The following is a 12,770-nucleotide window of genomic DNA, read 5'->3' on the forward strand; positions in this document are numbered from 1 at the left end:
GAGTTCTTCATGGCGAGACGTCACTGGAATATAAGGTTCTGAGTGCCCCTGACTGAGGGATAGGCTCCGTGTGCTCATTTATTTCGTGCGCCGAAATTTGGATTGCGTAAAGTCGGAAGGCGTGATATCAAAATGATGTTATATTTTCTTGAAATCGTCCTAAAAATAGTTCTGTACTTGGCCGAGTTATAGAGCATCCGGTGCTCTCTTAACCATATGATAAGAACTGCAGGGATTAGCAGAGGTTCATAATGAAGTTAGGCGTACTGCACATAAGCGACATTCACATAAAAAACTCAACCGACAAGGTATTAAATGTCGGATCTTCAATTGCAAAAGCGTGCTATGCAACGGCGCATCAAAGTGATTCATTTGTAATTATGGTTACAGGCGATATTGCTTTTAGTTGCAGAAAAGAAGAATACACCCTGGCAGAGAATTTTTTTGGAAAAATAAAAAAAGAAATTGAGGCTGAGATCGGACGAGAAATAGATGTGTTTCTAGCTCCGGGCAACCATGACTGCGCTCTAAAACCTGAAAACGAAGGTCGTACAATTATAATCGAGCAGATCGTAAAGGATCCAACAAAGGCAAATAGTAAGAGTTTAGTTGATGACTGTACTTCGGTGCAAAATGAGTTTTTTAAATTTCAAGATCGTATATCAACTTTAGCTCCTGTGTATTCTGACAAGCTTTGGAATGAATACGAACTAAATGTAAGTGGTTCGGTTGTGCGAGTGTCTTCATTAAATGCCGCTTGGATGTCAAGACTTCCTGAGCCGCAAGGGCAATTGGTTTTTCCTATTGGAAATTATTACGAGTTACTTGAGTCTCCCTGCAATCTAAGGGTGTCACTAATTCACCACCCATTAAATTGGTATTGCCAGTCAAGTTATCACCCTCTAAAAAAAGCTTTAAGAACCCATTGCAATGCGATTCTCTCTGGTCACGAGCACTCATCAGCGTCTGAAGAAGTCGTGGATACATCGATTGGCAATGTACTGATTTTTGAAGGGGCGGCCCTTCAACCGCACGGTAGTGATTTTGATCCCAGATTTAGTTGTTTGTTGTTTGACACTGATGAGAATATAGTTTTTGAGAAAAGATTTAAAGCTGGCAGTACTAATCCTATTGAAATTGAAGAACTGCAACATGCACTAAAAAAATCGGGAGGATGCGCAAGGAATAGCCAAAAAATATCCCATGCTTTTATCGAGTTTTTATCTGATGCTGGCGGGAATTTTACTCATGAAAGTAAGGAGAAAATCGTTGCTGAAGATGTATTTCTTTACCCGGAATTAGAAGATGTAAATGCAGAGCCGGATAAAAAATACATTTACGCCGACCAGTTGATAAATAACTGGGAGGCTCTTGGTAAAGCTCTTGTTTTAGGCGATGAAGAGTCCGGAAAAACATTTTTATTGAAGCGGGCATTTTTTGATATACATTCGCAAGGTGGTCTGCCGATTTATATTAAGGCTTCTGAGCTTAGTTCAGTTGGGACAAGAGAACTTGACCGGAAGATTGTACAGATTGCAAATAGTCAGTACGAAAACGGTAGTGAGGTAATTTATTCGGATCGGATTAAAAAAGTTGCATTAGTTGATGATCTTGATCGGGTAAGTGGTGGGTCAAAAAATCAGGCAAAATTAATAGAATATCTGATTGAGATTTTTGGGGCGGTTATAATTACTGCTAGTTCAAGGTATCAGCTTAATGAGTACATCGACTCGTCTGCATCTGAGGCTTTGTCAGATTTTGATAATTTAAAAATACGTCCGTTTGGACATTTGATGCGACATAACTTAATAAGGAAATGGTGTCTGCTTGGAGGGTTAAATACTAAGTCAGAGCTAGACAAGAAGGTGCATGATGTTGAAAGAATTTTGGGGGTGATTTTAGGGAAAAATCTTGTTCCTTCAAAGCCTATATATTTACTGATATTGCTGCAAAGTTGCGCGCATGAGCAGCAAGCAGAACTTCAGAATAGTAGTTTCTCTCAATATTATGAATATTTAATAGTTAAAAGCTTGAAAGAAGCTGACTTTAGGATGGATCATTTAAATGAAATGTTCAACTATTTATCCAATCTTGCTTGGTTTTTTAAGGGTAGAAATGCAACTGAGCTTGGGCGGGAAAGTATTCGAGAGTTTAACAAAAAGTTTTGTGAGGAGTACGCAACTGTTGAATTTGATTCTAGGTTGCTTTTGTTGCAGCGCGCAAAAATCCTGAAACAAGACGACGATTTGTTTAGTTTTAGTTATCCATATGTTTACTTTTTGTTTGTAGGTAAATATCTTGCGGCTAACTTGTATAAAGATTCAATTAAAGAGCTAGTTGGTGGTTACTGTAAAGAGCTATATCGCAAGGAAAATGCGAATTGCGTTATGTTTCTCACCCATCATGGTAATAATCCATGGGTGATCGATCAAATATCTGAGGTTCTTAATGGATGCTTTTTTCACCACAAACCCATAGAGTTTAATGGTGATATCGCTTCTATAAGCGCATTGGTCAATACTACTGCCCAAATAGTTATTGAAGACATTAATGACCGAGATGTTGAGCGAAATCAGCTAAACTCTCGACGAGCCGCTGATGTATCGGAGTCTAGAGAGGATCCAGAACCTTTAAGGTCGAGCACTCTGTCTTCTGGAGAGGCTGACTCAGTGCTTAGCTTTAGCTCTAATATTAACTTAATGATAAAAACGTCAGAAATATTGGGCCATATAACTAAAAATTATTATGGGTCGTTGGAACGCTCTCGTAAGGCCAGTTATTTAGAGCAGATTTTTGATGGATCATTACGTAGCTTAAAAGCTATTTTTGAAGAAATCGTTGACCAGCCTGACGCATTTGTTTCTGAACTTGAAAGGATGTTAAAAGAGCGGAAGCCTGATTTAACAGCCAGCGAGTCTAAGGAAACGGCAAAAAAGATGGCGTTTCAAGTTCTTGGGATGATCTGTACGGGGTTCGTATCTCGAGTAGGTCAAGTAGTAAGTTCGGAAAAAATTCGCGAGGATATAAGCTCTCTTGTAAGTGCAAAATCAAGTAATGCATACCGTTTGATAGAGATCGCGTCTTGCTTAGTTCATCCAGGACACATCCCTTTCGAGGCGATCGAAAAGCTCGCAAAAGATACCATTTCGAATAACTTCGCTTTTATGATATTGCAGAGCTTGGTGTTCTATCATCTACATATGTTTCACACTAAGGACAAGGATAAGCAGAGATTAGCGGCTTCTGTGAAAATCGGGATGAGTCAATCTAGATCTATTGATGTAGCTACAAGTAAAGGAAAAATGCTCAGGTAGTTTTGGGTAAAAAACGTAATCGGGGTGAGATCACCATTAATTCAATTGTGGTCTCACCTCGATTTCCTCCGTTTTCACCCTAATTTAGGTTGTTACGTCGGATTGTTTCTACGAGTGATTTGGTGAAACTCGATAGGTGTAGATGGTTCGAAACTCATAGCGTATCCATAGCAAACATTTGTCCATTGATGGTTTTTGTAGAAGGCTAGGATAATAGATTTGACCGTTTGATAATGAATGTTGAATTCAGTTTTAAGTTCGCTCTCAAATTCTCCCCAGTTTACCTTTTCTTTTGCGATTAGTTTGTCGTCGTATTTTTCGAATATGTCATGAGCTCGGTTAATGTCTTGCTCCCCCCAGTCCATAGATAAAATTAATGATTCTACTGGGTAGGACTGGTAGTCAATAGTATTTCCTAGTATGTGTACTTGGTACTTTAGCTTTTCAAGACTTTCTGTCAGTTCTTCAAGATTCATGCTTTTCCTTCCATCTGATAAATTGTCGAGCTCAAAATAGATATGGCGTCTTGCATCTTTGCCTGAAGCTCATGTGCATTCTGAGGGTTTGGATTGCCGGCATTCCAAGAAATTTCGTATGCGTTTAGTTTGGCTTGTGCTTCAACGAGCATTGTGCGTACGCCTGCGTCAGGGCCCACAGAGTCTAAGGTTCCGAGTGCTATATCGAATTGTTCACGTGCTTTATGAATTAGCTCGATGGGCTTTACTCCTCGGGTCACCGACTGTACCGATGTTGGAAGACGTCTTATTTCGTCCTGTGCGCGTTTCAAACCGTCGATTACATTTGATAGGTTAATTTTGCGAATATCGAATTTTATTTGATCTTTATAGCTTCGCGCTTGGGAAGCTTGCCAAATCGTTATGAGCATTCCAAATAGAGTAACTACGGTGCCGATAACCGTGATGTGGTCTGAAGTCAATACTGCTACTCCGTATGTGCTTTATTAAAATTGATTGTATTAGCTTTTATGGCAGCAGAAAAGCACTTAATTTTTGAGGCAATATCCTCTGGGTTAATTGAGTTCATTCTCTTCATCAAAATTGTTTGGAGTTCGGGCAGCCAATCCATTAGTGATAATAAAAAAGCTATTTGGTTATCCGTGCATGAGACAAATTGCCCGTTTGTAAATACATGCGCGTAGCCTGGAGGGGAGGTGTAGGTTGGAGATATATTTAGTGGTGTACTACTATCTGGGTTGATTAAAAAAAAGCGCTGGTGATCTAGATACCATAAGAGCTTTTTAGCTGAGTTGGGAAGAGCGTTTATTACTACTCCTTGCCTGATTTGTTTGAGAATCTCTATTGGAGGATAACTGCTTGATAGAAATTGGTTTGATAGAGGAGGAAATATGGGGGAGGGGTAATCATTTTTGGCGGCAGTGCTTAAAGGGATTAATGTGTTGTATCCTCCAGCATCCACTATTAAATCAATCATTTCGTCTAGATTTTTATCCAAAACCTTTTTTAGACCATTTTTCCAAACTGTGTATTCTTTTAGAGCTTTTAACGTCGCTTCCATGTGATCTCCAGTAGAAGGCGCGGATCAATTAGGCCGGGTTTTTGGTGGCTTAATGATATCATGTCGGGCTGATGCTTTAAACATTCTTTAGGAGTTACTTGTGTCGCGTTAGCGAGCCATTACGGAGTACGGATGTCAGTTTGGTATTCGTAGAGACTAAAATTTCGTGACAGACCGATTCAGTTTCGAGCTGAGGGCTATGCATATGACCCTGTAGTCGCCGATTATCTTTAATATTTTCTCCGGTAGTGTTTGATCAGGCCCGATCGGAGCATCCCCCTCCTGCCCTGATACACGCCATCGGGTCGATTCCACGCAATAAATAATGCCTGAATACTTGGAGATTTTTTCGCTTATGCTGAAAATCATCCAGAAAATGCCCTGTGGTTTGTATTTTGGAAGGATAGACGAGTCGTTATAGGTGAGCTACGACGACTCGATGATATCGAGGAGCTGTGGATTACAACCGTCAGCGAATGAGCGCCTCCCGCTCCATTAACTTATCCACCAACAAAACCCCCAACTCACTCAGTTGATGAATCGCCAACGCCACATCCCGCTGCTTCCCCGTCAGCTCATCCGACAGGTCCAGCAACAACGCAGTCACCGAAGAAAAAGTCTCATAGCTATTGGCAATCAGCACTTCACTGCTGACATCGTCCGCAACGGTGAACAGCGTAGTCGAAGGTGAAGGAGGCGGCCCTGGCGGTTCGGCGCCCGCGTTGAGGTAGTGATCAATCGCACGATGCGCTGCCTGATTCAGTTTCAGGTCGGGACCGTTCGGAGGGTTAGGCGTGACTTTGTACATGTGTGTTGTACCTGTTTTAGGGCCAACACCTTTTCGCTACTAAACGAGAGGGTGGCGGCTGTACGCAGGTTAGTAGACCGGGGAAACACACAAAGCCGGCGCGCCCGAGGGCGCCCTGCGCACAGCCACCATCAAGTACAGACAAGAACATCTGATCGATGAGGCTCATGCACTTTATGTTGTCACTCGGGCTACTAAACCCGATCACTGAGTTGTCAGCGACCGGGCCACCTTAGAGACGCCCACTCAAGCGCACAAGCCGGCGGATTCTGACGCAACTGTAGGCAACGGGGCAAGGCGCTGCAGCTTGCTGTAGGACATGTCTACAAGGTAGGCGCGAGCTGGCGTGCGAAGAATCTTGGAGCGCCGCGTGAAACCAGAGTCGCTGCGTTATCGTTGACGTTTTTCGCGAGCAAGCTCGCTCCTACATTGGGTTGCGTTGATCACTGGAGGTTGTTGTCGAGGGACGCTCGGCCAGCCTGCTTGGGCCGGTGGCCGAGTCGCTGGTGGGCTTGGCCACGAACGATAAGTTTGAATTTGTCCGGCAGTGCGAGGCCCACGATTGCGTGCTGTTGTTCCATGACCTGAGCAAATCACACCGCCGCCGCTGGTGCAGCATGGCGACCTGCGGCAACCGGATGAAGGTGGCGGCGTTTCGTTCCAGGAATAAACCTTGAGTCGATAGGGGCGGGCAGTTTTCTTTGATTGAACTTGGTATTGCCCAGCATTGCCCCATAACTATCCCTGTCTCCATTAACCGCAAGGACAGACCATGACCAACCCAACCGAAACCGCCATCCTCGCCGGCGGCTGCTTCTGGGGCATGCAGGACCTGTTGCGACGCTACCCCGGCGTGCTGCAGACGCGCGTCGGCTATACCGGTGGCGATGTGCCGAATGCCACCTACCGCAACCATGGTAACCATGCTGAAGCGATTGAGATCGTGTTTGACCCGGCGGTGATTTCCTACCGGCAGATCCTTGAGTTCTTTTTCCAGATCCATGACCCCAGCACGCCGAATCGGCAGGGCAATGATCTGGGGCCAAGCTATCGTTCGGCGATTTACTACCTGAGCGAGCAGCAACGGGAGATTGCCGAAGATACCGCGGCTGACGTGGATGCCTCCAACCTGTGGCCGGGGCCTGTGGTCACGGAAATTGAACCCGCCAGGGAGTTTTGGCAGGCGGAGCCGGAGCATCAGGATTATCTGGAGCGGATACCCAACGGCTATACCTGCCACTTCATCCGGCCGAACTGGAAGCTGCCCAAGCGGGCGTGAGTGTGAGTAGCGGCGGGGGAAAGGTCGCGACAGGGGAGGTCGGCCTGCCCCCCATTTCCTCATTTCGTTTCTTTTGCCTTGAATCCACTGCCCGCCTTCTAGAGAATCCCCGCCTTTGGCTCGAAAGGATGCGTGCGATGAAGTTCGAAGGGACGTTCCAATACATGGGCAATCACGGGATCGTGTTCAACGTTTCGCAGATCACCCTCACCGACAGCGAGCGCGGACGCCTGCGCGAGCTGCATTTTGGCGAGGCGAAAAGCGCCCATTACGAGGTCAACAGCAAGGTCGTCGAGGTGTACGACAAGATGTTGGCCAAGAGCCTGCCGTGCATGATGATGATCGGCATCTCCAAGCCACTGACGCGGCAACAGGGCGACACCCTCAATGCCCAGCGCACCAGGATCGCCAACCTGGCCGCCAGTGCCTTCGCTGGCGCCACTTCTGCTGTGGCTTCCCCTTACGTGGGTGTTCCTGTTGGCGCGGGTGTGCGCATGTATGCCAATGAAATCCTGCCCACCTATCATGCCGGCGACGTACTGGTCAGCATCGAAGCGCAGGTCAACGGCGGCATCGGCCCGCAACGCAGCGCCTCGACACTGATCATCAAGACCTGACGGGAGAAGCACATGTCTGACATTACCCAGTTGGTCCTGGCCCTGGTGCTGTTTTTTCTGCTCGATCGGTTTGTCAAACCGTACCTGCTTCGCACGTGGCTGGGGGGGCTGCTGGTGGTGGCGGGGGCGGTCGGCTGCGTGGCGGCGAGCCAGGTCCGTCCATGGGGGGCTGACCTGGGGTTGCTGTCGATCTTTGCGGTGGCGTTGGGGGTGGGGTTGTTCCTGAAGCGGCGGCGGTTTGAGCGAGTCGGTTGAAGGGGGGCCAGCTCATTAGCCATTACAGCTCTGCTTGTTGATTTCGAACCGTCCAACCTCTTTTACGTTTTTGCTGCCGAATATGTAAATGAAGGTGCCACCCAATGAAATGATGGACTGGTCCCTTGGCATTTGCGCGGCGCAGACAGCCTGGGTGATGCTGGATTTCATCACGCCCAAGTCAACGTCCTCGGGATGGGTATCGTAATCGACCAACGTGTAATAGAACTTGAGGGCGTGACTGTTGGCCGCTTCCGCGCGAACGAAGGTTAGATGCTCGTCGATCTTTCGATTCCCGGGCGTCGTTCGTGCGGTCACGATGATGAGGTCGCTGAGGAAAGTGGTTTTACTGGGCTGGGGGGGTTCCTGGAAGGCCTGTATGACTAAAACCCCGACCAGGCTCAAAAACAGTAGCCCCCATGCCGAATACACAAACGCCTTTTTGGTTTTTGCTGTTGCCATGCCCTGGTTTCCTTGCGTTTGAGGCCCGCAGTGGCGGCGCGACGGCCTCACGGACTCAGTGGGGCGTTCCAATACCAAGGCAGGAACCCGCGAAATTGATCAGACGTGCACCGTTGGTGGCGTGAGGTCGGTTTCTTGCGCTTCGGGCGCGTCAGCAAGTTGCATGGCTGACAGCGCTTTCAGCTTGAAATAGGGGCCTGTGAAGCGTGTGCCTCCATCCAGTGTGGCGAGCGTGATCCGCTCTGAATCGCACCGATGGAATGGGGTGAACATACGTTTCTTGGGGCAGTAAACGCCTTCCTGCGTCTCGGAATACTTCAAGGCAAGCATCGAGTTACCCTTCCTGGGTTGAGTTTTCCTGATCGAGAACGGCTCGCATTTTACGCAAAGTGAAGCGGCTGTGCAGGACGTTTTCTTTGGGCTTCATCTCTATCGTCTGCCGCCTCAGTTTGCCGCCGATGGCGGAGTGTCAGCCACCGTGATAGCGGGAGAATGCGCAGGTGCTGAGGCGTGGTGAAGGTTAGACACAGGCGCTAATAGTATCGATCGGCTGCTTATGCGAGCGCTGGACTAGGATTTTTCTTCCGGAGTATTCCGGACTCAAAATTCACTGGCATCGACAAGGAGTAGCCAGTAGGCTACAAATAACTCTGTGACCCATCTGATCGGCAGGACGCCGGAGTTCGATACATGGCTCGACGGCATGAGCGATATTTATGGAAAAACCGCTGTTCTCACACGGTTAGACCGAGCCGAGGAAAACAATTTCGGCGATTGTGCACCCGTAGGCGATGGGGTGAGTGAAATGCGTGTGTTTGTCGGGCCCGGCTACAGAATTTACTTTGTGCGTACGGGCATCACTGCTTACCTGATGCTCTGGGGCAGTGATAAAACCGACCAGAACAGAGGAATCAAACGGGCAAAAGAGATCCTTGATGCCCTGAGAGGTAGATGAAATGAGCGAATCGAAATTCAAACCAGAGGACATGCCGATCCTCGATCTTGATACCTTCGGTACCAGCGTCTATGAAGCGTCGCGCTTCCTCGATAGCCCGGAAACCATCAGCGCTTATCTGGCGCAGAGCATGAAATCTCAAGACCCGCAGGTGCTCATGAAAGCGCTTGCCGAGGTCGCCAAGGCCCAGGGCGTGAACAAGGTGGCGGAGTCTGCGGGGGTTAATCGCGAGAGCCTGTATAAGACGCTGAAAGGCGGTTCTAAAACGCGCTATGAGACGATTCAGAAGTTGATGCTGGCGTTAGGCGTGGAACTGACGGTGCAGCCGATTGCGGCGGTGGCAGTCAAGAAAGCTGCAAGAGCAAAGCGGGCTTTGGCCGGTAAACCCTGACGCGCGGTTTAGCGAGCGACCACAACCCTTGTAAAACACCGAGGACCCATGTGGGAGGGGGCTTGCTCCCGATTGCGGTGTGTCAGCCAGCCATGTATCGACTGACACTCCGCCATCGGGAGCAAGCCCCCTCCCACATGGGATTGATGGTGTTATGGAGACCGAGCCGCCCCCAGAACCCAGCGCTTCAGCGCACCAGGCAAGGCTGCTTGTTGTTATAACGCCACCCCGGAATCAGGAACTGCATCGCCACGCTGTCATCCCGTGCGCCGAGGCCCATGCCTTTGTACAGTTCGTGGGCCTTGGCCACGGCGTCCATGTCGATGTCCACGCCCAGGCCGGGCTTGGCCGGCACTTTCACATAGCCGCCTTCGATTTTCAGCGGTTCGCGGGTCAGGCGTTGGCCGTCCTGCCAGATCCAGTGGGTGTCGATGGCGGTGATGTCGCCCGGGGCGGCGGCGGCCACTTGGGTGAACATGGCCAGGGAAATATCGAAGTGGTTGTTGGAGTGCGAGCCCCAGGTCAGGCCCCACTCATGGCACATCTGCGCCACGCGCACCGAGCCTTGCAGGGTCCAGAAGTGCGGGTCGGCCAAGGGGATGTCCACCGATTGCAGTTGGATCGCGTGGCCCATTTCGCGCCAGTCGGTGGCGATCATGTTGGTGGCGGTTTTCAGGCCGGTGGCGCGGCGGAATTCGGCCATGACTTCGCGCCCCGAGTAACCGTTTTCGGCGCCGCACGGGTCTTCGGCATAGGCGAGCACGTGGTGCTGGTCGCGGCACAGGCGGATGGCTTCTTTCAGTGACCAGGCGCCGTTGGGGTCGAGGGTGATGCGCGCATCGGGGAAGCGTTCAGCCAGGGCGGTGACGGCTTCGATCTCTGCGTCGCCACTCAATACGCCGCCCTTGAGCTTGAAGTCGTTGAAGCCGTATTTGGCGTTGGCGGCTTCGGCCAGGCGCACCACGGCCTCGCTGGTCAGGGCGGTTTCATGGCGCAGGCGGAACCACGCATCGTCGCTGTCGGCCTCGTTGCGGTAAGCCAGGTCGGTGGCGCTGCGGTCGCCGACATAGAACAGGTAGCCGAGCATTTTCACCGCATCACGCTGCTGGCCTTCGCCGAGCAGGGCAGCCACCGGCACTTCGAGGAACTGGCCCAGCAGGTCGAGCAGGGCGGCTTCCATGGCGGTGACGGCATGGATGGTGATGCGCAGGTCAAAGGTTTGCAGGCCACGGCCCGCCGAATCCCGTGAGGCAAAGGTGCTGCGCATCTGGTTGAGGACGCGCTGGTACTGGCCGATGGGTTGGCCGATCACCAGGCTGCGCGCGTCTTCCAGGGTTTCGCGGATGCGTTCGCCGCCGGGGACTTCACCGACGCCGGTGTTGCCGCTGCTGTCCTTGAGAATCACGATGTTGCGGGTAAAAAACGGTCCGTGGGCGCCGCTGAGGTTGAGCAGCATGCTGTCGTGACCGGCCACCGGGATGACTTGGAAGTGGGTGATGACGGGAGTATTCATGGCTAATTCCTAAAGAGGCTCAGAGAGATTTGCTGATGGCAGCGCCGGTGGGCACGGCGCCCGGCGAGGCCGATGCGGCAGCGGGCGAGGTCTTGGCGAAGAACACCAGGATTGCGGCGAGCACCGAGGTGCCGGCCAGGCCGTAGAGACCGCCCTGGATCGAGCCGGTGGTCTGCTCCAGGAAGCCGAAGGTGGTCGGCGCAACGAAGCCACCCAGGTTGCCGATGGAGTTGATCAAGGCAATCACGGCTGCGGCGATGCGCACGTCCAGGTAGCCCTGTGGGATGGGCCAGAACAGCGAAGACGCCGACTTGAACCCAATGGCCGCAAAGCAGATCGCCACGAACGCGAAGATCGGCCCGCCGGTGGTGGACATGAACATGCCTGCTGCGGCAATCAACAGCGCAGCCGCAACCCAGGCCTGCTGGAACTTGAATTTGCCCGACAGCGTCGCGAAGGCGTACATGGCGATGATCGAGATCAGCCACGGGATCGAGTTGAAGAAACCCACCTGCACATCGCTCAGGTCACCCATCTTCTTGATGATGCTCGGCAGCCAGAACGTCGCCGCGTAGATCGTCAGTTGAATGCAGAAGTACAGGGCGCAGAACAGCAGGATCTGGCGGTCCCTGAGCAGCTTGCCGAGGGTCGGCTTGACGCTGGTCAGGGCTTCACGCTCGCGCTGTTCCTGGTCGATGGCGTTGACCAGCGCATCCTGTTCTTCGCGGGTCATCCATTTGGCGTCGTGGGGCTTGGAATCGAGCCAGAACCACACAAAGAAACCGATCACCACCGAGGCCAGGCCTTCGATGGCGAACATCCATTGCCAGCCGTGGAAGCCGAACCCTTCGATCTGCAGCAGCGCGCCTGACAGCGGGCCGGAGATCAACGAGGCCACCGCCGAGCCGCTGAGGAAAATCGCAATGGCCTTGCCGCGCTCAACCCCCGGCAGCCAGCGCGTGAAGTAGTAGATCACCCCAGGGAAGAACCCGGCTTCGGCCACGCCCAGCAGGAAGCGCAGGATGTAGAAGTGGGTTTCGTTCTGGATGAACGCCATCAGCGTGGCGACGATGCCCCAGGTGAACATGATGCGGGTCAGCCAGATGCGCGCGCCGACCTTTTGCAGCAGCATGTTGGAGGGCACTTCAAAGAGCGCGTAGCCGATGAAGAACAGCCCGGCACCGAAGCCATAGGCGGCAGCGCCGATGCCCAGGTCATGTTCCATGTGCGTGCGCACAAAGCCGATATTGACCCGGTCGATGTAGTTGAGGATGAACATGATCACGAACAGTGGGAGCACATGGCCCTTCACTTTGCTCACGGCGCGCGCGAGGACCGGATCACTTTCTGGTGCGGCAGATGCATGGCTTGAATTGTTCACAATTCAAAACTCCCCCTGATTGTTTTTATGCGGGTTTGCGTGTTTTGTTGATGGACATCATACAAGTGAGCTTCTGAGATTCGCAATGCGGTCGTGAGTGATTTGTTCTTATAAGACCGTACGGTTATCGGGTATTTTGGTTATTTGATTAATGTTTATTGGGGTTTTTGGCGGGGTAAAGAAGGTTGGTTGTCGCGAGTTCTTCACGGTGACGATGATTGAGGTAAGGCAGGCATCAGATTGGTTGTCATACAAGTTG

The 12,770-nt window shown here is 51.0% G+C and carries 15 protein-coding genes; 7 read left to right on the forward strand and 8 right to left on the reverse strand.

All coding sequences use genetic code 11. The features are described 5' to 3' along the window. Nucleotides 1-251 precede the first annotated feature (251 nt). On the forward strand, nucleotides 252-3,314 hold the full coding sequence (locus B9N88_RS07345) for an STAND family AAA ATPase (RefSeq protein WP_081744379.1): 3,063 nt from the start codon (nucleotides 252-254) through the stop codon (nucleotides 3,312-3,314). A 92-nt stretch (nucleotides 3,315-3,406) separates the two neighbouring features. Here B9N88_RS07345 and B9N88_RS07350 read toward each other — a convergent pair whose 3' ends face one another. From B9N88_RS07350 to B9N88_RS07355, 4 genes are all read right to left on the reverse strand, one after another. Next, complete coding sequence (locus tag B9N88_RS07350) at nucleotides 3,407-3,790, reverse strand: hypothetical protein (protein ID WP_027604015.1); 384 nt, start codon at nucleotides 3,788-3,790, stop codon at nucleotides 3,407-3,409. After that, nucleotides 3,787-4,251, reverse strand: a complete 465-nt coding sequence (locus B9N88_RS32285; RefSeq protein ID WP_143491245.1) for a BAR domain-containing protein — start codon at nucleotides 4,249-4,251, stop codon at nucleotides 3,787-3,789. Before B9N88_RS32285 ends, B9N88_RS07350 begins: the two co-directional genes overlap by 4 nt. 5 nt (nucleotides 4,252-4,256) lie before the next feature. Then, a complete protein-coding gene (locus B9N88_RS32290; protein WP_143491246.1) occupies nucleotides 4,257-4,850 on the reverse strand; it encodes a hypothetical protein in 594 nt (197 codons plus the stop codon). Nucleotides 4,851-5,319: 469 nt separating this feature from the next. Beyond that, entirely contained in the window at nucleotides 5,320-5,658 is a 339-nt protein-coding gene (locus B9N88_RS07355; protein WP_027604016.1) for a DUF6124 family protein, read from the reverse strand. Between the two features lie 506 nt (nucleotides 5,659-6,164). On the opposite strand from B9N88_RS07355, the gene B9N88_RS07360 reads away from it, so the two are divergent. From B9N88_RS07360 to B9N88_RS07375, 4 genes are all read left to right on the forward strand, one after another. Beyond that, complete coding sequence (locus B9N88_RS07360; protein ID WP_371263350.1) at nucleotides 6,165-6,335, forward strand: CGNR zinc finger domain-containing protein; 171 nt, start codon at nucleotides 6,165-6,167, stop codon at nucleotides 6,333-6,335. Between the two features lie 95 nt (nucleotides 6,336-6,430). Further along, the gene (msrA, locus tag B9N88_RS07365) at nucleotides 6,431-6,937 is read left to right on the forward strand and encodes a peptide-methionine (S)-S-oxide reductase MsrA (protein ID WP_027604018.1); all 507 of its coding nucleotides are present in this window, start codon (nucleotides 6,431-6,433) and stop codon (nucleotides 6,935-6,937) included. Nucleotides 6,938-7,074: 137 nt separating this feature from the next. Then, entirely contained in the window at nucleotides 7,075-7,554 is a 480-nt protein-coding gene (locus B9N88_RS07370) for a hypothetical protein (protein WP_027604019.1), read from the forward strand. 12 nt (nucleotides 7,555-7,566) lie between these two features. After that, nucleotides 7,567-7,809, forward strand: a complete 243-nt coding sequence (locus tag B9N88_RS07375; RefSeq protein WP_027604020.1) for a hypothetical protein — start codon at nucleotides 7,567-7,569, stop codon at nucleotides 7,807-7,809. Between the two features lie 15 nt (nucleotides 7,810-7,824). Here B9N88_RS07375 and B9N88_RS32875 read toward each other — a convergent pair whose 3' ends face one another. Together B9N88_RS32875 and B9N88_RS07385 are read right to left on the reverse strand one after the other, a co-directional pair. Continuing rightward, nucleotides 7,825-8,271, reverse strand: coding sequence for a hypothetical protein (locus tag B9N88_RS32875; protein ID WP_027604021.1), 447 nt, complete (start codon nucleotides 8,269-8,271; stop codon nucleotides 7,825-7,827). 99 nt (nucleotides 8,272-8,370) lie between these two features. Then, nucleotides 8,371-8,601 carry a hypothetical protein gene (locus tag B9N88_RS07385; protein ID WP_027604022.1) on the reverse strand — a complete coding sequence of 77 codons (231 nt, stop codon included), beginning with the start codon at nucleotides 8,599-8,601 and terminating at the stop codon, nucleotides 8,371-8,373. A gap of 322 nt (nucleotides 8,602-8,923) precedes the next feature. Here B9N88_RS07385 and B9N88_RS07390 point away from each other — a divergent pair, with 322 nt between their 5' ends. Together B9N88_RS07390 and B9N88_RS07395 are read left to right on the forward strand one after the other, a co-directional pair. Continuing rightward, nucleotides 8,924-9,226, forward strand: a complete 303-nt coding sequence (locus tag B9N88_RS07390; RefSeq protein WP_027604023.1) for a type II toxin-antitoxin system RelE/ParE family toxin — start codon at nucleotides 8,924-8,926, stop codon at nucleotides 9,224-9,226. A gap of 1 nt (nucleotide 9,227) precedes the next feature. After that, nucleotides 9,228-9,617, forward strand: coding sequence for an addiction module antidote protein (locus B9N88_RS07395; protein WP_027604024.1), 390 nt, complete (start codon nucleotides 9,228-9,230; stop codon nucleotides 9,615-9,617). Between the two features lie 187 nt (nucleotides 9,618-9,804). Here B9N88_RS07395 and gudD read toward each other — a convergent pair whose 3' ends face one another. Together gudD and B9N88_RS07405 are read right to left on the reverse strand one after the other, a co-directional pair. After that, complete coding sequence (gene gudD / locus B9N88_RS07400) at nucleotides 9,805-11,130, reverse strand: glucarate dehydratase (RefSeq protein ID WP_027604025.1); 1,326 nt, start codon at nucleotides 11,128-11,130, stop codon at nucleotides 9,805-9,807. A 19-nt stretch (nucleotides 11,131-11,149) separates the two neighbouring features. After that, nucleotides 11,150-12,511: an MFS transporter gene (locus B9N88_RS07405; protein ID WP_027604026.1), complete on the reverse strand. Its 1,362-nt coding sequence runs from the start codon at nucleotides 12,509-12,511 to the stop codon at nucleotides 11,150-11,152. Nucleotides 12,512-12,770: the final 259 nt, after the last annotated feature.

This window comes from Pseudomonas sp. LAMO17WK12:I1, from assembly GCF_900177315.1.
In the GTDB taxonomy this organism is placed as follows: domain Bacteria; phylum Pseudomonadota; class Gammaproteobacteria; order Pseudomonadales; family Pseudomonadaceae; genus Aquipseudomonas; species Aquipseudomonas marginalis.

What these genes read in the sequence shown, in the direction of transcription:
- B9N88_RS07345 (WP_081744379.1), top strand. Translation starts at nt 252, where the DNA reads ATGAAGTTAGGCGTACTGCACATAAGCGACATTCACATAAAAAACTCA.
- B9N88_RS07375 (WP_027604020.1), top strand. Translation starts at nt 7,567, where the DNA reads ATGTCTGACATTACCCAGTTGGTCCTGGCCCTGGTGCTGTTTTTTCTG.
- B9N88_RS07395 (WP_027604024.1), top strand. Translation starts at nt 9,228, where the DNA reads ATGAGCGAATCGAAATTCAAACCAGAGGACATGCCGATCCTCGATCTT.
- B9N88_RS07355 (WP_027604016.1), bottom strand. Translation starts at nt 5,658, where the DNA reads ATGTACAAAGTCACGCCTAACCCTCCGAACGGTCCCGACCTGAAACTG.
- B9N88_RS07370 (WP_027604019.1), top strand. Translation starts at nt 7,075, where the DNA reads ATGAAGTTCGAAGGGACGTTCCAATACATGGGCAATCACGGGATCGTG.
- B9N88_RS07350 (WP_027604015.1), bottom strand. Translation starts at nt 3,790, where the DNA reads ATGAATCTTGAAGAACTGACAGAAAGTCTTGAAAAGCTAAAGTACCAA.
- B9N88_RS32290 (WP_143491246.1), bottom strand. Translation starts at nt 4,850, where the DNA reads ATGGAAGCGACGTTAAAAGCTCTAAAAGAATACACAGTTTGGAAAAAT.
- B9N88_RS32875 (WP_027604021.1), bottom strand. Translation starts at nt 8,271, where the DNA reads ATGGCAACAGCAAAAACCAAAAAGGCGTTTGTGTATTCGGCATGGGGG.
- msrA (WP_027604018.1), top strand. Translation starts at nt 6,431, where the DNA reads ATGACCAACCCAACCGAAACCGCCATCCTCGCCGGCGGCTGCTTCTGG.
- B9N88_RS07385 (WP_027604022.1), bottom strand. Translation starts at nt 8,601, where the DNA reads ATGCTTGCCTTGAAGTATTCCGAGACGCAGGAAGGCGTTTACTGCCCC.
- gudD (WP_027604025.1), bottom strand. Translation starts at nt 11,130, where the DNA reads ATGAATACTCCCGTCATCACCCACTTCCAAGTCATCCCGGTGGCCGGT.